The following is a 15,619-nucleotide window of genomic DNA, read 5'->3' as shown; positions in this document are numbered from 1 at the left end:
CCGCCAAGCCAAGGACGTTCCCTTCATATGACTATCAAGAGCCCTCTGTTGTCGCGCCCTGGAGCCGTCGAAGCGGGCGGTGCCGATTCCGGCGTCGCATCCCACTACGGCGAGCCGCTGCGCGAGCAGCGCGCCCTCGCGTCCGGGACCGCCGTCGTCGACCTTTCCTACCGGGGCGTGGTCACTGTCGCCGGACCCGACCGCCTGAGCTGGCTCAATACGCTGTCCTCGCAGCAGGTCACCAATCTCCAGCCCGGCGAATCCAGTGAGCTGCTGCTCCTGAGTGTGCAGGGCCGCATCGAATTCGATGCCCGGGTAGTGGACGACGGCGGGACCACCTGGCTGATCGTGGAGGCCGCCGAAGCTGCCCCGCTGACCGAGTGGCTGAACCGGATGAAGTTCATGTTGCGCGTCGAAATCGCCGATGTCTCAGACGAGTGGGCAGTGCTGGGATCCACCAGGGCCGTGCCGGAGTGGTCTGCCCTGAAGGTCTGGCAGGACCCTTGGCCGCACGTCGGTACCGGCGGCTACGCCTATTCCGTGGTGGGCGAGGACGCCCATCCCGGCGCCGAGCGTCCGTGGTTCGAATATCTGGTGCCGGCTTCGGAGCTCGAAGCGACGGTTGGCGACCGGCCGTTGGCGGGAGTCTCGGCGGCGGAGGCCCTGCGCGTTGCAGCCTGGCGTCCGCGCCTCGGAGCCGAAACTGACGACAAGACCATTCCGCACGAGCTGGATCTGCTCCGGACCGCCGTCCACCTGTCCAAGGGCTGCTACAAGGGGCAGGAGACAATCGCCCGGGTGCACAACCTCGGCCACCCGCCGCGGCGGCTCGTGTTCCTCCAGCTGGACGGTTCGCAGCACACCATGCCGGTGGCCGGAAGCCCCGTGCTGCTCGGCGAGCGCAAAGTGGGCACCGTCACGTCCGTGGCCCAGCACTACGAGATGGGACCCATTGCGCTGGCGGTGATCAAGCGTTCAGTCGCCCCGGATGAAATACTGACTGTCATGGACGGTGAAGAGCCGTACACAGCCGCGCAGGAAGTGATCGTGGCTCCCGACGCCGGGCAGGTCATTGGCCGGCAGACCGGATTCCTGAGGGGGACCCACAAATGACAGACCCGACCGACCCGACCGACCCGGAAGTCGCGCCCCGCTCCTCCGAGGAGCTTGACGAAGAGACCATCGCCCTGGCGCACGCGCTCTTCGATGCTGCACGCAACGGGGAAACGGAAGTGCTCCGCAGCTACCTCAACGCCGGCGCCCCGGCGACGCTGACGAACTCTGCCGGCGACTCGCTGCTCATGCTCGCGGCATACCACGGCCATGCGGAGACTGTTCAGCTGATCCTGCATCATGGCGGGGACGCGAACCAGGCCAACGACCGCAGGCAGACGCCCCTGGCCGGTGCGGCCTTCAAGGGCTACACGGATGTGGCCCGGGTGCTGCTCGACGCCGGTGCCGACCCCGACGCCGGAACCCCCTCGGCGCGCGCCGCCGCGGAGATGTTCGCCCGAAAGGACATCCAGGACCTGCTGGCATAGGCGCCCCGCCGGGCGGTCAGGGTCGGGCGGTCAGTGCCGTGCGCCCAGGGACGAGGCGGATTTAGCCCAGCAGCACACTTGTCTGGATGCCGCCGGTGGAGAAGCCAAGGCTGCGCGCCGTGGCGAGCGATCCCTTGTTGCTGACGTCGGTGCGCCACTGCAGCGTTAGCCCGGAAGCGAGGGCCTCGTGCGCGGCGATCGATGCGGCCAGCGAGCCCACACCGCGGCGACGCCACTCGGGCGCCACGAGGACGCCCATGTGCGCCAGAATCCCCTCCCACTCGGTGTAGGCGCCGCAGGCTACCGGCACCCTTCGGCCGTCCTCGTCGTACATGATCGTAAAGCGGTTCTCAAGGTCCGAGAGCCCGACCTCGTTGACGTCGTCGGGCGGGCAGAGGCTCTCCAGTTCGATGGCCTCCGGATGTCCGTGTGAGACGGTCAGTTCCCGGGGAAGCTGCAGCAGCGGCAGGTCATCGGCGAAGAACAATGCCGCCGAGCCCTGGCCGTGCCCGCCGTGCTTCCGCGAGATGGTCAACAGGGTCACGTGCTGCGCCATTTCCTCATCGGAAATTCCGACGGCGGCATCCAGCGCCCATTGCGGCCCGACCAGTACCGAACTGCCGAACAGGCGGACAAATTCGACGGAGCGGGCGGCCTCGTCAACCCTGGTGATGCGTTCCCCGGTATCGAGGGCGGTGGCGAAAGCGCCGTCGTCGAGACCCAAACGGCGCGCCCAGGCCAGCTGGATGATGGCGGCGGAATGGGGCTCAAGGCTCATACCTTTAGCCTACCGACCCCGGCCGCTCCCAAACCCGGCGCGGGCAGGTACGGTTTAGCCGAAGAGGACCGCGGCTTCGTCGTACCGGTGCTGCGGGACGGTCTTGAGCTTGCCCAGGGCTGCTTCGAAGCCCACGTGGTCGATGTCCGTGCCGTTCAGCGAGACCATGGTGCCCCAGCGGCCCTCGACCACGGAGTCGACGGCGGCCATGCCCAATCGGGTGGCCAGCACGCGGTCGAAGGCGGACGGAACGCCGCCGCGCTGGATGTGGCCAAGGATGGTGGCCCGGGTCTCGATGCCGGTGCGCGCTTCGATTTCCGGGGCCAGCTGGTCGGCGATGCCGCCCAGGCGGGGCCTGCCAAAGGTATCCAACCCGCGCTCGGAGTGCGGGGACTCCATGTGTTCCGGCACGAAGCCCTCGGCAACCACTACCAGCGGCGCACGGCCACGGTCATGGGCCTCGGTCACCCACTTGGTGATCTGCTCGATGCTGATCTTCTGTTCCGGAATGAGGATGGCGTGGGCGCCCGCGGCCATGCCCGCGTGCAGGGCGATCCAGCCAACGTGGCGGCCCATGACTTCGGCAATCATGCAGCGGTGGTGCGACTCGCCGGTGGTCCGCAGGCGGTCGATGGCTTCGGTGGCGATCTGGACGGCAGTGTCAAAGCCGAAGGTGTAGTCCGTGGCGTCGAGGTCGTTGTCCACGGTCTTGGGGACACCGACGATTTTCAGTCCGGCGTCGGTGAGCCGCTTTGCTGCGGCGAGGGTGCCTTCACCGCCGATCGCGATGATGGCGTCAATGCCGAGCCGGTCCATATGGGCCTTGATGACGTCCGGTCCGCCGCCATTTTCAAACGGGTTGGTGCGGGACGTGCCCAGGATGGTGCCGCCCTGCTTGGCAATGCCTCGGACAAGCGTACGGGGAATGGGAATGATGTCTCCCTCAACCACTCCGCGCCATCCGTCGAGGAACCCCACGAATTCGTGGCCGTGGATGGCGATGCCTTTAAGGACCGCGCCGCGGATCACGGCATTCAGTCCGGGGCAGTCTCCGCCGCTGGTGAGGATTCCAATTTTCATTATCTAGGCTCAAATCCTGGTTCGAAGGGTATACAGGCAGAGCGCCACGCTGAGCTCACAAGAAGTCTAGTGGCCAGTGTGGGGAAGGACACAAACGATTACAAGAATTCCTGCCTTGGCAGCCTGCGGGCTCGAGGACCTCAACCTGGAGATAGTTGAAGAGCATGGTCGTCTTTCCATCCCCGCGAATTCGGCCCGGCGACAGGGGAGTGGCCGTATGGCGTTGCGTTGGAGGACGGGCTAACGGGACGGCACCGAGGCTTGACCTTACCGTACTCTGCAGGGTTTTGGCGGCAGCCCTATGAGGGGCCGAGTATGACCGTCACACCGGGGCCAAGAGTCCTTGAGAACTCACCGAGGTCTGCTGCACGGCGAAATGCCCTCCGGTGATCATTACGGCAAAGCCGAGGACCCCGACAAGGATGTACGGAACGAGGCCTTGGAGTACTGCACCCAGGACCACAAGTAGCAAGCCGGCCACTATACCCGCCACAGCGATAACGATGTGGCCGGGAACCCTGGTACGGGCCGGTTCCATGGCCTCAGCGAGCTTCGGGTCTTCCATTCTGAACTGCTGTTCGAGCTGCTCGAGTACAACCTTCTCGTGTTCAGACAGCGCCATTATGGCCTCCCGGCTTGGCGCGGATCTGGGTCCCGTTCATAGGCGGGCATCCCGGGCGGCGGGGCGGACCGGGTGCCTGCATCACCGATGTCACCGGCCGCAAGCGCCGCCGCGGCATTGCTGTGGGTGGTGTCATGCAGGTGGTGTGAAAGTTCGGGGTGATGGAGGTCCAGTGCGGGGCGTTCGGAGCGGATCTGGGGCAGGGAGGCGAAGTTGTGGCGCGGCGGCGGGCAGGATGTTGCCCATTCAAGGGAGGCGCCGAAGCCCCGTGGATCATCAACCATGACCTTTGCGAGCCGAAAAGATAAAACCAGTACGCCAGGGCATTCAGCCTGGGGAATGCTACATCCGGTGCGCCGATCTGCAGCGGCACGATCACGTTGGCGAAACCGGCGAAAAGGGGGGTTGCGAACAGGAGTAGCATCAGCGTGCCGTGCATGGAGAAGAGCTGGTTGTACTGTTCCTTCGTCTGCAGGATCTGCATGCCGGGTTCGAACAGCTCCGCGCGGATCAGCAGAGCCATCACGCCGCCCAGGCAAAAAAAGGTAAACGAAGTGATCAGATACAGGTAACCGATGGTCTTGTGGTCAGTGGATGTAATCCAGTTAACGACCACCCGTCCCTTGGAGCGCGGCACCACCTGCGGCTGGCCAACAGCTCCTTCTGCGCCGTATTGTTCGATGCCGGTCAATGTGACCATGCCCTCAGCCTTTCCTGCCATGCTGCCTCCTAATCATTCTTCCCATCGGCCGTCGGGCGGGCCCAGACAGCCGGATGAAGCGTTTCTTCTCCTATTCGGTGACGTTGTTCACGGTCAGTACAGATCGTCTAGATCTAGGACGATGTGGACTGCTGCTTCCTCCGCTGATGCACCGGCACCGTCAATGCCGTTGTCGTTCGCCCAGTAATCCGTCGCCGGGTCGAAGCTCTCTGGGGAGACCCAGTTCAGTCGGCCAGCTCGGACTGAACCGACCTGATCGTCAATAACCTCGCCGTCTGTGTCAGTGGTGTCTCCGATACCGTCTCCGAGAACTTCTTCTGTCTCGTCGGGGATCTCTCGGGCAAGCCGGGCGGATAGAGGCTCCCGGGACCGCGCTTCGCGCGGTGTGAAACCCCAGGAGAGATCGGCCGGCCGCCAATCCAACGGGGAGTACCCGGTTTCGTCTATATCGTCGCCGAGTTCATCGGTGTCGAGGCTCTCGTCGGGCGGAAGCAAGCCGAAGTTCTCGGCCGGATTCTCGAAGCCGTTGCCATCATCGGTGTTGGTCATATTCGCTCGCCTCTCATCAAGTTCTTGAAGAGTTAGCGGCGCCAAACCGCGGCGTCTTACAACGCTGGTCGGACAACGTTGTGGCACACCTGTTCGGAGAGGACGAACGCGATAGAGGTTGCTGGTAAGACGGGGCGAAAGATCGACACTCATGATGTAGGTGCAGGTTGCATCTGTTTGTGCCTTCTCACTCATCGGAACGCGTGGTGCGCTAGTGAGGGTGTGCCACACATCGCGTGAAAGGAACCGTCAAGCATGACAGCTGGACTTGTTAGCAGGACTGCACTGGTCACCGGCGCTGGCCGGGGCATCGGCGCAGCAATCGCGACCGGGTTTGCCGAGGCCGGAGCTAATGTGATTCTTCTCGCCTACTGCCGACCAGCTCAACGAGACCGCCAACGCCATCTGGGCGAGTGCGTCGCGTGTTGAGGTTCGCACGTGACTGCCGATCTGACCGATGAGACACAACACGCCATCGCCGACATGCTGTCCGGCGGCCCGATCAATGTTCTGATCAATAACGTTCCGCCCGTGCCTGGAACCATCTGGAGGAGGCCTTCAAGACTGCTCACAACCTCGAAGACTGTGACCTCATGTACTGGTGCGACGTCCCCAACACCATCACCAACCGGGACCACATTCTGCACCACGCCACGGCCATCATTGGCGCCTGCGTGGAGAACCTCTCCCGCCTGCTCTGCGAGCAGCTGGGCGTGACGGAATGACCCGCGAGGAGCGGCAGCAGGCCCGGTACTGCGACTACTACTGCTTTATGTCGCTGGCCGACTTTACCGCCTGGCAGCAGGGCAACGGCACCGAGACGATCTCACGGAACGAACGCGGGCTGTGAGCAAGGCGGCCACTGTCGAATTCGCCGGCGCCAGCGGCACGATCAGCCCTAAACAGCTACGGCAGGTATTCGAGATCGACGTGATTGCTCCCGCCGCACCGGCCGCACGAAGGCTGCTCTCGAAGTCCATAGTCGCAATCTCGCCGCCGAACTCGACGGCACGGATGTGACGGTCAATATCTGCGGGCCAGGGGTGTCGATATCGCCATGCAGGAGTGGATTCGTAGTGAGGACCCGCAAAGCATCGGTGCTGGCCTGCGCGACGGCTTCGTCCGCACGTACGACTCTGGTGGCCTGATCACCCCGCAGGAGTCCCGCCAATGCTCTGCTCGGCCATCTCCTCGGCGCGGACGGCACTCGGACCGGGGCCATCTGGGACCTCGATGAGACCTTCGCCGAGGAGGAGAAGAAACGCTTCATCCGGCCGTCTGGGCGCTCCCGACGGCCGATGGGACGAATGATTAGGAGGCAGCATGGCAGGAAAGGCCGAGGGCATGGTCACATTGACCGGCATCGAACAATACGGCGCTGACGTGAATCCGTCTGCAACGACGCTCCGCCTTGACCATGAGGTCGAGGCCAAGGATTCCGCCTGGGAACCCGGGAAAGTTCTTAAGCTCTGGTGGTCTTGACCAGCTCGCTCCAGCTTCTACTGAGCTTGCGATGAGTAACGGATTGAGGTTGGCACGGCCAGCGTAGATCCCGGCCGCATATAAGGCAGGACCGGAGCCGATGATAATGGTCACCTGGACCTCCTCTTCGTCTTGGGCCTAGATACGGTCGTTTGTTGCTTGGTCAGCGACCCGTAGCCAGCGGAGCCCTCGCATGTTTAGAGATTTCTGTCCGGCGCGTTCGACGATGACAATGAGGACGTTGTCGCAGTTGCGGCAGCGGGCGACGAAACCCATTGGCTGGCCATACACCATCGCTTGGCCCAGCATTGCAATATCGGCACAGGACTGACATTGACACTGTGTCGTCGTCGCCTCGAAAGCGAAAAGATCGGTGCTCGGGCCCGCGAGAACGTTGCCGTCGAGGTGATCCATCAGGTTCCTCCGAATCGTTCGGTGCGGATATTGTCGGGCACGTGCCCGAGGCTAATGAGGGCACGGGAGACTGTTTCGACAAATCCGGTGCGGCCGCAAATGTAGGTGAGCGGCACGTGTTCCGGTGGCAGCGTCTCGCGCTTCAGGTCTTCAGCGGTAAGCCGGCCAGCAGAGCGAGACCATCCCGACGGTACAGCGCGGGTGTAGTGCCAGGTTGTCCGAGCGGTCGCTGAGGGCTGGGACAGTTCGTCACGGAAAAACGCATCATCGGGTGTGCGGAGCGAATAGAGCAGCTGCATAGGCACGGAGCTGCCGGCGCTGGCGTGAGCACGGGTCATCGCGATTAATGGGACGACACCGGAGCCGCCGGCGATCAGTTGGACCGGTTGGGTCTGTTCCGGGCGCCACACAAACCATCCGCCGAGTGGACCGCGGAGCTCGACGGTGTCACCGAGTTCGAGGTCGTCGACGAGGAAGGGGGAGACTTCACCGTCCGGCAGCCGGTCGATGGCCAATTCGATCTCCTCACCCGCGCCAGTGCTGGCGATGGAGTACGAACGGACGGCCTGATACCCGTCCGGCGCGGTGAGCCGGACATCGACGTGCTGCCCCGCATCATTACCTGGCCAGCTAGACACGGTGAAGGTGATGCTCCGCGCGGAGGCGGTCAGCGGGTGTGCACGCTCGAGGCTGCCGGTGCGCCAGCCGATGGCTCGGCTGGTCACGCGTAGCGCTCTTCCCGCCAAGGATCGCCGTGCAGGTTGTAGCCGTTCTCTTCCCAGAAGCCGGGGTTGTCCTCGCTTTGCATAACAAGTCCCCGCACCCATTTGGCGCTCTTCCAGAAATAGAGATGAGGCACCAGGAGGCGTGCCGGGCCGCCGTGTTCGGCGTCGAGTTCGTCGCCGTCGTACTCATAGGCGATCCAGGCCCGACCGTTGAGGAGCTCCCCAAGCGGAAGGTTTGTGGTGTAACCGCCGTAGGAGTGGGCCATCACGAAATCGAAACCCGTCTCGACTTCAGCGAACAGGGTGTCCAGTGACACGCCTCTCCAGCCCGTGCCCAACTTGGACCAGCTGGTCACGCAATGGATATCGACGCTGATGTCCTGGGACGGGAGGGCGATGAACTGATCCCAGGTCCAACGGTGGGTCTGCCCAGCTTCGGTGTGGATGAAGAACTCCCAGTCCTCCATATCGATCGACGGGGTCGGACCTGACGACAGCACAGGGAAAGACTCCGTCAGGTACTGCCCGGGCGGTAGCGCTGGGTTGTCGTCACGGCGGTGACCTCCGAAAACTGCCATCATTTCTCCTTCAACCGATCGGCATGTAGATCCCACGGCCCTCTGGCCCGGGACCGGGTTTACGCGGTCTGGCTCTCACGCTGCGGGAGCTTCCATCCTGGGCGGGCGTAGTGGCAGGTGTAGCCGTCGGGGTACTTCTGGAGGTAGTCCTGGTGTACTTCCTCGGCTTCCCAGAAATCTCCCGCCGGTTCGACCTCGGTGACGACCTTTCCGGGCCAACGTCCGGACGCGTCGACATCTGTGATTGTGTCCAGCGCGACCTGCCTCTGGTCGTCACTGGTGTAGAAGATTGCGGACCGGTAGCTGCGGCCGATGTCGTTGCCCTGCCGGTCCCGGGTCGAAGGGTCGTGGATCTGGAAGAAGAACTCGAGCAGGTCCCGGAAGGAGATGACGTCGGGATCGAAGACGATCTCGACGCTTTCGGCGTGGTCACCGTGGTTACGGTAGGTGGCGTTTGGTGTGTTGCCGCCGGAGTATCCGGCGCGGGTGGAGATCACGCCCGGCTTCTTTCGGAGCAGCTCCTGGGCGCCCCAGAAGCAGCCGCTGGCCAGTATGGCGTGGTCGCGGCTCATGATTCTGCCTCCGTGGTGAAGAGTATGCGGAACTGCCCGTATCCGGCAGTCTCGAGCTGGTCCAGAGGCACGAAGCGCAAGGCGGCGGAGTTGATGCAGTAACGCCGGCCACCATCGGCGGCTGGGCCGTCATTGAACAGGTGGCCGAGGTGGCTGTCACCATGCTTGGAGCGCACCTCGGTTCGGACTATGCCGTAGCTGCGGTCCTCGTTGAGGACAATATTGCTGCGGTCGATAGGCGCCGTGAAGCTGGGCCAACCGGTGCGGCTGTCGAACTTGTGGATGGACGTGAACAGCGGCTCACCGGAGACGATGTCGACATACAGGCCGGCGTTGTGGTTGTCCCAGTACTCATTCCGGAAGGCCGGCTCGGTCCCCGCTTTCTGGGTGACGTCGTACTGCGCGGGGGTGAGTTTCGCGACTTTGTCGGGATCTTTGCAGTAATCGGGGGTGGACATTGGATCCTTCTTTTCTCTGGGAGTGGTTTCCAATCGTGGACTAAAGCCCAAGTGGGCATGATCGATCAGAGCGGCGTGTTGGGGGCAATCAATCCGGAGATGACGTGGGCTTGGAGATGTATCGCCCTGCAGAGGTCGCTCCACGACTGAGTTCGTTGAACCGGATGCCGACGGGATCGCCATCTGCATCTGTAATCCAGAAGACGTCGTAGGTGGCGCGATAGGCCGGTGGCCAGAAAGACCAGAACTGCCCCTGATCGTCTACTCCCCACGTTCCGGACGTTGGGTGCCCATTCTCGGTGTAGATGGTGCGGCCGTCGCGAGCAAACACTTGGGTTGCCCCGTCGGTGTAGGTGAATGGTGCTCTCGTCAGCGCTTCCGCTATGTCGCCTGCGTCAATGCGGTCTCCGTTTTTGACAGCAGGTCTCGCAGCTTTTGGCATGTCATGCTCCCTTCGAATGGGGTGGCGCTCCTGAGCATCCAGGCGGGCTTGGCAGCTTCCCGGTCGCTCGATGAGCCATCTCGTAGGCACCGCTGATTGGCGAGGGCACGCATTTAGTCCGCGATCGGCCCGGTGCCGTGAACGATGTCCCCGTTGAGCCCATGCGGGTAGAAGCCGCCGGAGGTGCCCGATTGGGAGTCAAGGTAGACGATGTTGAGGATCTGCGCGGCGCTCCGGCCGAAGGTCCGGCCGTATTCGTCGGTAGGAACGAGGTTGGCCACGTCCTTGGTGCCGATGCCCTGATCATCGTCTGCGGGGCCGCTGACGGCGTTGCGGACCGCGGAGATCTTGTGCACGACGTCGAACACGGACTCGTCCGCGAGTCCTTCGCTGAAGAGCGTGGCCCGTACGATCCCGGCGTGGTAGGCCTCTGTGGCGAGCAGGCCAGCGGCCGCGTCCAGGTAGGTCTTGTTGGAGATCAACGGCGCCGCGCCCTTGAAAGCGGTGACTCCCACGTCTTCGAAGAGGAAGGCGGCGAAGAGGAAGTTGCGGTCGTTGGCGTAGGCGTCGAAGGTCTCTCCGGGCTTGATCAACCCGGCAGCGGTGGCTGCGGCAGTGAAACTGTGATCGAGGGAGATGCGTGGGCGTGCAACGGCCGCGTCTCCGAGTGCGCCGCGGAGGAACGCGACGTGGGCCCGCTCGTCCATGGCGATTTCCCGGGCGATGTTCTTGATCAACGGACTGCGGAAATCGACCTGCCGGCCACCGTACACCTGGCCGGGCGTCCCGACCCCTCCCACCATGTCCCCGGGAAGTCCCTGCCCCGTTGCGCCACGAAGGTAGAACTCGGCTTCAAGGTACTCAAGGTTGAGCGCGAAGTTCAGGATCGAGGCATCGCTGGGCCCGTCCGTGGCCGTCGTAGCCGCCGGCGCGGCGGTTGCAGCTTCTGCGACCATGCCGGCCAGCTTGACACGGTCCTCTGCGGTCTCCGCGCTGGCGGTGATGGCATCGCTGATGAAGCGGTTCTCAGACATCCTGACTCCCTTACTGTTCGCTGCCTCCGGCGCGCCGGAGGCAGAGCCCTTTGTGCTCGAATCGGCTGTCGAAACACTCTTACAGTTGTACCCCTAACAGGACCTTATAGTCCAGAACTAGATGTGCGAAAGTCTTCGCTGAAGGACGGCGGACGAATCGGGAATGTTCAGATACCGGGCACCTAGATCCACTTGTGGCCCCAAATTCCGCCATCAAAGGAGGTGGTGGAGTCGGGCCAGCAAGGGGAATGCGGGCTTGCCGAACGGTGCGCCGATGATCTATTCTGGACTAAATAGTTCTTTTTATCGTGGTCGACAGATCGACCGAGCCTCAACCGCACGCCGCAACTCGACGACGAGTTCGCAGGAGCCGTCAGCTGCAGAGCCGACTGTGTCGATGCTGAACCACCGACGACAGACGCACGGCGCACTCACCGAATTTGGACTTATCGACATGGACATAGACTCCTCCTCGTGGCTGACCGCACTCGGCGATGCAGGAACCAAACGGGACGCGGCGTTGGCCCGCCTGCACAAGATGTTGCTGAGGGTCGCCTTCCATGAGACGTATCGGCGTGGACCCGGCTTCCGCATTGGCGGACCGGAGCTCGACGACCTTGCACATCAGGCCGCCAATGATGCGATGGTTTCCCTACTGGAAAAACTCAACACCTTCCGCGGGGAGAGTCGATTCACGACCTGGGCGTACCGCTTTGTCTCGCTGGAGGTCTCCAACAAACTCGGCCGCCACTTATGGCGCAGGCCATCCGTGTCCCTAGATGCCGAAGACTGGGAGCAACTCCCTGAGATGTTCGCTGCCGACCCGCTCGCGCAGACACAGCAGCGGGAATTGATCACGGCCGTGCAGCGGGCAATGAACGAGACATTGACCGATCACCAGCGCCACTTCTTCGTCGCGATCGTGATCGACGGTGTACCGATGGACGCCATGGTGTCTCGGTCTGGATCGAATCGGGGCGCGATCTACAAGACCGTTTTCGATGCACGACGAAAAATCCGTGCCTACCTGATCGTTAACGGATACCTGGAAGGGGAGCCGACGACTGCCCAACCTATTGAACAGGCAAAGGTGGAAGCTCATGTCCAGGTGGCGTGAGTGCTCGAGCAGTTCGCGGACACTTACCCGCATGACGTCGGGTGGGTGTGATGAGGCGATGTCTGTTCTTCATGTCTATTTCGACCCACTGAAGGCTGGAGCCGATGCTGCCGCGTAGCACCGGGGACTGACACCGCGCTTCCGAGCAGCGGATGCCGTTGCGCCACGATTACGTGCGGCTACGGGCTGCGCGCTACCCTATGACCCAGACAAGCGGTAGGCCACGGGTGAATTCGAACCGAATCTCGGGCGAGGATTTCAGCGTTATCTGTGGCTTGGTCGGGAGTGAAACTCAGTCAGGAGACAGGCTCTCGATATGCGCAAGCGCCATGTCAATTGATGTTGCCATGGGTGTGACGTCGCGCGCAGTCTGTGCCAGCATGTACCCTCCTTGGACGGCGCCCATGAGTCCGGTGGCGAGCTGGTCGATCGACGCCTCGGGCGGAAGCGCGCCACCGTCCTGAAGCCTGCGCAACACGCCTGCCAGCAGCCCCTGCCACTCAATGAAGAGTTGAGACACGGCCTGGCGTGCGGCATCGTCTTGATCGGAGACCTCGGAGGCCAGTGAGCCGAGCGCACAGCCGTAGGCGCCATGCCGTAGGGCGTTGTTCTGTACCAACGCATCGCGCCAGCGTCGCAGGCCTGGGATCGTCGAAACATGGCCGAGGGCATCGCGCTCACGCTCGATGATGCGTTCGCCTACATGATCGATGACGGCCCGCACGAGCTCGTCTTTGCCTGCGAAATGGTGGTACAACTGCGACTTGCTCACTCCACTGGCCATTAGAACGTCGTCGAGCGTGGTAGCCCCGATGCCCTGGACATACATCAGGTCGGCCGCTGCGGCGACGATCTTTGCCCGCGTCTTTTCACCGCGCGCCGTCAGGCGCCTGCCATTGCGCGAGTCAACGGTTGTCATCACAAGTCCATGTTACTTATCGAGCTGCTCGTTCCCGTCCTTGCGGGAGTGTTGTCCTCGGCTGCCACAAAAGACACGAGCGCGAGGTCGAGTGCGGCGTTGAGGGGCCGAGGGTCTTGTGCAAGCTGACTCAGAGTGCTGCCTCCATGAAGCGCCGCAAGAATCAGCACAGCAGTCTTCTGAGCGTCGACATCGGCCTTCGGGCCCTCTGGGGAAGCGCAGGGTGTGTCGCCCGTGACTCTGGACTGTAGTAAACGATCCACTGCCTCGGCGAGGAGCTCGCGCCACTGATCGAGGAAGTCCGCACGATCACGCACATCCCCGGTCTGTCGCAATGCCAACGCGTACGGCGACTGCGGGGTCATGAGCTCCTCGACGACGCGACGGCGCCAGCTGGTTAGCATCGCCCGGTCAGTGATTCCAGCCAGGCAAGCTCTTTCCCGGGCCAAGACCTCCGCAAAGTATGTCCTCATCCATCCTCTTTTCGCATCAGCCGGGATGGCCTTGCCTCCTGCAGGAGTTGTGCGGGTACCCTCCAGCTTTGACCAGCTATAGGCACGCGGGAGCACCCCTCCGGTATTGCCTCAACCAAGGCGTCACACTCTTGATCCTGAATCCGTTCATGTCCTACATCTTCATAGTGAGACATCCGGTCTAGCGCAAGCTCGAGGTTGCAACAACCCACTCCCCGCCACCAACGTCCCGTCAGCGACTAAGCTGTGTACGGCCACGGGCTCGTTGGTGTTGATATTCACGGGCAACTGTGTTGCGGCTTCCGTGATGAGAGCGCGGTTGCTTCCCGCTCGCTGAAGGGACTCGTCTCGCCACGCCGATGACAGATGTAGATCCGGGCAGAAAAACGCATCCGTTGAGTTGTGGCACGCGCAGTTTGATGATTCGCTTTCGGTGCAAGCCGGCCCCTGCCGGAGGGCGTCCTCCGACAGTGCGGTCGCATGGGACGTCGCGGCCTTCCCCGCTTCCGGAACGGTCTTGTCCAGGTAGGGACGCGTTACCCTTCCCGAAGACATCAGTTCTCCGGCGCGGACTTATTACTCTGAGCGGCAATGTCTGCGCGTACCCCCCGCATGTCGAGGTTCTTGACGGACTCTACGACCTGCGCGAGAGCCGTGGCCCGAAGGGCGCCGGCCTGGTTGAAGACGAGGATACCCTCACGAAATGCCATCAGAGTCGGGATGGACGTGATACCGGCGGCGGCCGCAACGCGCTGCTCGGCCTCGGTATCGAGCTTGCCGTGAACGATGTCGGGATTATCTTTTGCGGATCGCTCAAAGATTGGGCCGAACTGCTGGCAAGGGCCACACCACGGTGCCCAAAAATCAACGAAGACGATGTCGTTGTCGTTAATAGTGGTCTCGAAATTGTCGTCGGTGAGCTCGACGGTTGTCATGATGTTCCTCTCCTCGATACGCGTGCCAAACAAGGGGTCTTCACGTGCCTTGGACGTGAAGTCGGGCGTAAGCTCAAGGCCCGCGCCCTACGGTGCTATTGCCCGGGACGGCCAATACCGAGAACATCGGCATACTCGGGATGGGCGCCAACGAATTCTGCCGCGAACGGGCAGGAGATAGTGACGGTCGCTCCCTGCGCCCGAAGCTTGTCAAGGACGCCGATGAGGAGCTTTGCAGGGATCCCCTTACCTCGGAACGCTGGGAACACTGAGGTCGCCAGCAGTGCTATTCGGTTGACCCCTTTGCTATAAATGACGCCAGCGACGATTTCGCCTCCTAACACGGCTTCATAGATGCCGAGAGCGCTGTTTTCGGTGATGATGAGCTCTTCCGCGCCGGGCGGGGTCGTTGCCCGCAGGTCCACGTTTGCACCCTCCTGCTCTCTGCCGGTCGGGGTGACCATACTCTCAGCCGTTCCCGCCATGCTGGCTCCTTATCGTTCCGATTGTGGGCTGCACCTACTTATATGCGTCGGTCGTTCGCGCCGTCTTACCAACAACCTCTATCGTGATCGGGTTTGCCGACCGGATGTGCCACGACTCGCCTCGGTCGCCTACCCGGCGCCCCGGAACTGACCGTCCAGGGTGGCGGGGCAGTAGATTGCCGTTCCCATCCTGGCGGCCTCCCGTCCGACCGCTTCCCTCCCGAAGACCCTTAAGATCCCCAACCACCAGGGGCGTGAAGATGGCAGCCATTTCCAAGGGCCAACTTTTATCGACGTGCATGGTAAGACATCTCGATTTGGTGCCGCTAACCTTGCAGACCCAAAAATGCCGTGGAAAAAGTCGTTTAGGCAAGGGAATGGATACAGGGAGGTGCATGATGAAGGCAATTGCGGTGACCGATCTTTCCGCCGGAGCGGCCGGGATGACTCTGGCGCAGCGGCCGAAGCCGGATGCGGCCGGGAACGATGGCGTAGTCCAGGTTCATGCGTCGGGATTCACCCCCGGTGAGCTGACCTGGCCGGGTGGCCGGGCATCAGGACGGATCGCCTCCGTCGGGGACCAAAAGCCCTCGATCCCTGGCGACGAGCTAGCCGGTCTAGTCCATGGGCTTGGGGTACGGCACCAGGGGGCTGCCGATGGGACAAGCGAGTGTACGGGCTCACGGACTGGTCT

The 15,619-nt window shown here is 62.7% G+C and carries 23 protein-coding genes and 1 pseudogene; 8 read left to right on the top strand and 16 right to left on the bottom strand.

Going from position 1 to position 15,619, the window contains the following annotated elements; all coding sequences use genetic code 11:
* Positions 1 to 27: 27 nt before the first annotated feature.
* Together J7E80_RS10455 and J7E80_RS10450 are read left to right on the top strand one after the other, a co-directional pair.
* Entirely contained in the window at positions 28 to 1,113 is a 1,086-nt protein-coding gene (locus tag J7E80_RS10455; RefSeq protein ID WP_215051381.1) for a folate-binding protein YgfZ, read from the top strand.
* Positions 1,110 to 1,541, top strand: coding sequence for an ankyrin repeat domain-containing protein (locus J7E80_RS10450; RefSeq protein ID WP_215051380.1), 432 nt, complete (start codon positions 1,110 to 1,112; stop codon positions 1,539 to 1,541). Before J7E80_RS10455 ends, J7E80_RS10450 begins: the two co-directional genes overlap by 4 nt.
* A gap of 61 nt (positions 1,542 to 1,602) precedes the next feature.
* Here J7E80_RS10450 and J7E80_RS10445 read toward each other — a convergent pair whose 3' ends face one another.
* The 5 genes and pseudogenes from J7E80_RS10445 to J7E80_RS10425 form a co-directional block, all read right to left on the bottom strand.
* Positions 1,603 to 2,319: a GNAT family N-acetyltransferase gene (locus J7E80_RS10445; RefSeq protein ID WP_215051379.1), complete on the bottom strand. Its 717-nt coding sequence runs from the start codon at positions 2,317 to 2,319 to the stop codon at positions 1,603 to 1,605.
* Between the two features lie 54 nt (positions 2,320 to 2,373).
* Positions 2,374 to 3,399 carry an ATP-dependent 6-phosphofructokinase gene (locus J7E80_RS10440; RefSeq protein WP_215051378.1) on the bottom strand — a complete coding sequence of 342 codons (1,026 nt, stop codon included), beginning with the start codon at positions 3,397 to 3,399 and terminating at the stop codon, positions 2,374 to 2,376.
* Between the two features lie 322 nt (positions 3,400 to 3,721).
* Positions 3,722 to 4,021: a DUF3040 domain-containing protein gene (locus J7E80_RS10435; protein WP_215051377.1), complete on the bottom strand. Its 300-nt coding sequence runs from the start codon at positions 4,019 to 4,021 to the stop codon at positions 3,722 to 3,724.
* A gap of 292 nt (positions 4,022 to 4,313) precedes the next feature.
* A pseudogene (locus tag J7E80_RS24605) lies at positions 4,314 to 4,721 on the bottom strand (cbb3-type cytochrome c oxidase subunit I); the annotation flags it as partial.
* A gap of 114 nt (positions 4,722 to 4,835) precedes the next feature.
* Positions 4,836 to 5,291, bottom strand: coding sequence for a DUF5709 domain-containing protein (locus J7E80_RS10425; RefSeq protein ID WP_215051376.1), 456 nt, complete (start codon positions 5,289 to 5,291; stop codon positions 4,836 to 4,838).
* A 255-nt stretch (positions 5,292 to 5,546) separates the two neighbouring features.
* Here J7E80_RS10425 and J7E80_RS10420 point away from each other — a divergent pair, with 255 nt between their 5' ends.
* The 5 genes from J7E80_RS10420 (at position 5,547) to J7E80_RS10410 (ending at position 6,773) form a co-directional block, all read left to right on the top strand.
* Positions 5,547 to 5,720, top strand: a complete 174-nt coding sequence (locus J7E80_RS10420) for an SDR family NAD(P)-dependent oxidoreductase (RefSeq protein WP_215051375.1) — start codon at positions 5,547 to 5,549, stop codon at positions 5,718 to 5,720.
* A 164-nt stretch (positions 5,721 to 5,884) separates the two neighbouring features.
* Positions 5,885 to 6,016: a hypothetical protein gene (locus tag J7E80_RS24275; protein ID WP_285291840.1), complete on the top strand. Its 132-nt coding sequence runs from the start codon at positions 5,885 to 5,887 to the stop codon at positions 6,014 to 6,016.
* On the top strand, positions 6,013 to 6,141 hold the full coding sequence (locus tag J7E80_RS24270) for a hypothetical protein (RefSeq protein ID WP_285291839.1): 129 nt from the start codon (positions 6,013 to 6,015) through the stop codon (positions 6,139 to 6,141). Before J7E80_RS24275 ends, J7E80_RS24270 begins: the two co-directional genes overlap by 4 nt.
* Positions 6,138 to 6,311, top strand: coding sequence for a hypothetical protein (locus tag J7E80_RS10415; RefSeq protein WP_215051374.1), 174 nt, complete (start codon positions 6,138 to 6,140; stop codon positions 6,309 to 6,311). Before J7E80_RS24270 ends, J7E80_RS10415 begins: the two co-directional genes overlap by 4 nt.
* Before the next feature lie 303 nt (positions 6,312 to 6,614).
* Positions 6,615 to 6,773 (top strand): hypothetical protein, encoded by a 159-nt coding sequence (locus J7E80_RS10410; protein ID WP_215051373.1) that lies wholly within the window; start codon positions 6,615 to 6,617, stop codon positions 6,771 to 6,773.
* 138 nt (positions 6,774 to 6,911) lie between these two features.
* Here the strand turns inward: J7E80_RS10410 and J7E80_RS10405 are convergent, their stop codons facing one another.
* The 7 genes from J7E80_RS10405 to J7E80_RS10375 all read right to left on the bottom strand — a co-directional run bounded on the left by J7E80_RS10405 (position 6,912) and on the right by J7E80_RS10375 (position 10,996).
* Positions 6,912 to 7,187, bottom strand: coding sequence for a DUF6510 family protein (locus J7E80_RS10405; RefSeq protein WP_215051372.1), 276 nt, complete (start codon positions 7,185 to 7,187; stop codon positions 6,912 to 6,914).
* A complete protein-coding gene (locus J7E80_RS10400; protein ID WP_311380799.1) occupies positions 7,187 to 7,912 on the bottom strand; it encodes an FAD-binding oxidoreductase in 726 nt (241 codons plus the stop codon). The genes J7E80_RS10405 and J7E80_RS10400 overlap by 1 nt, the downstream gene beginning before the upstream one ends.
* Complete coding sequence (locus J7E80_RS10395; RefSeq protein ID WP_215051370.1) at positions 7,909 to 8,493, bottom strand: molybdopterin-dependent oxidoreductase; 585 nt, start codon at positions 8,491 to 8,493, stop codon at positions 7,909 to 7,911. The genes J7E80_RS10400 and J7E80_RS10395 overlap by 4 nt, the downstream gene beginning before the upstream one ends.
* A gap of 56 nt (positions 8,494 to 8,549) precedes the next feature.
* The gene (gene msrA, locus J7E80_RS10390) at positions 8,550 to 9,062 is read right to left on the bottom strand and encodes a peptide-methionine (S)-S-oxide reductase MsrA (RefSeq protein ID WP_215051369.1); all 513 of its coding nucleotides are present in this window, start codon (positions 9,060 to 9,062) and stop codon (positions 8,550 to 8,552) included.
* Positions 9,059 to 9,520, bottom strand: a complete 462-nt coding sequence (gene msrB / locus J7E80_RS10385; protein WP_215051368.1) for a peptide-methionine (R)-S-oxide reductase MsrB — start codon at positions 9,518 to 9,520, stop codon at positions 9,059 to 9,061. Before msrB ends, msrA begins: the two co-directional genes overlap by 4 nt.
* Positions 9,521 to 9,608: 88 nt before the next feature.
* Positions 9,609 to 9,962 (bottom strand): hypothetical protein, encoded by a 354-nt coding sequence (locus J7E80_RS10380; RefSeq protein WP_215051367.1) that lies wholly within the window; start codon positions 9,960 to 9,962, stop codon positions 9,609 to 9,611.
* Positions 9,963 to 10,075: 113 nt separating this feature from the next.
* Positions 10,076 to 10,996, bottom strand: coding sequence for a ferritin-like domain-containing protein (locus tag J7E80_RS10375; RefSeq protein WP_215051366.1), 921 nt, complete (start codon positions 10,994 to 10,996; stop codon positions 10,076 to 10,078).
* Between the two features lie 397 nt (positions 10,997 to 11,393).
* Here J7E80_RS10375 and J7E80_RS10370 point away from each other — a divergent pair, with 397 nt between their 5' ends.
* Complete coding sequence (locus J7E80_RS10370; RefSeq protein WP_251036723.1) at positions 11,394 to 12,113, top strand: sigma-70 family RNA polymerase sigma factor; 720 nt, start codon at positions 11,394 to 11,396, stop codon at positions 12,111 to 12,113.
* A gap of 292 nt (positions 12,114 to 12,405) precedes the next feature.
* Here J7E80_RS10370 and J7E80_RS10365 read toward each other — a convergent pair whose 3' ends face one another.
* The 4 genes from J7E80_RS10365 to J7E80_RS10350 all read right to left on the bottom strand — a co-directional run bounded on the left by J7E80_RS10365 (position 12,406) and on the right by J7E80_RS10350 (position 14,925).
* Complete coding sequence (locus J7E80_RS10365; protein ID WP_215051364.1) at positions 12,406 to 13,032, bottom strand: TetR/AcrR family transcriptional regulator; 627 nt, start codon at positions 13,030 to 13,032, stop codon at positions 12,406 to 12,408.
* Positions 13,032 to 13,505 (bottom strand): hypothetical protein, encoded by a 474-nt coding sequence (locus J7E80_RS10360; RefSeq protein ID WP_215051363.1) that lies wholly within the window; start codon positions 13,503 to 13,505, stop codon positions 13,032 to 13,034. The genes J7E80_RS10365 and J7E80_RS10360 overlap by 1 nt, the downstream gene beginning before the upstream one ends.
* 554 nt (positions 13,506 to 14,059) lie before the next feature.
* Positions 14,060 to 14,440 (bottom strand): thioredoxin, encoded by a 381-nt coding sequence (trxA, locus tag J7E80_RS10355; protein WP_215051362.1) that lies wholly within the window; start codon positions 14,438 to 14,440, stop codon positions 14,060 to 14,062.
* A 95-nt stretch (positions 14,441 to 14,535) separates the two neighbouring features.
* A complete protein-coding gene (locus tag J7E80_RS10350; RefSeq protein ID WP_215051361.1) occupies positions 14,536 to 14,925 on the bottom strand; it encodes a GNAT family N-acetyltransferase in 390 nt (129 codons plus the stop codon).
* Between the last annotated feature and the right edge of the window lie 694 nt (positions 14,926 to 15,619).

The organism is Arthrobacter sp. ISL-28 (assembly GCF_018613875.1).
Lineage (GTDB): Bacteria > Actinomycetota > Actinomycetes > Actinomycetales > Micrococcaceae > Arthrobacter.
The sequence above is the reverse complement of the archived record's forward strand: the minus strand, read 5'-3'. Positions and strand labels throughout refer to the sequence as shown.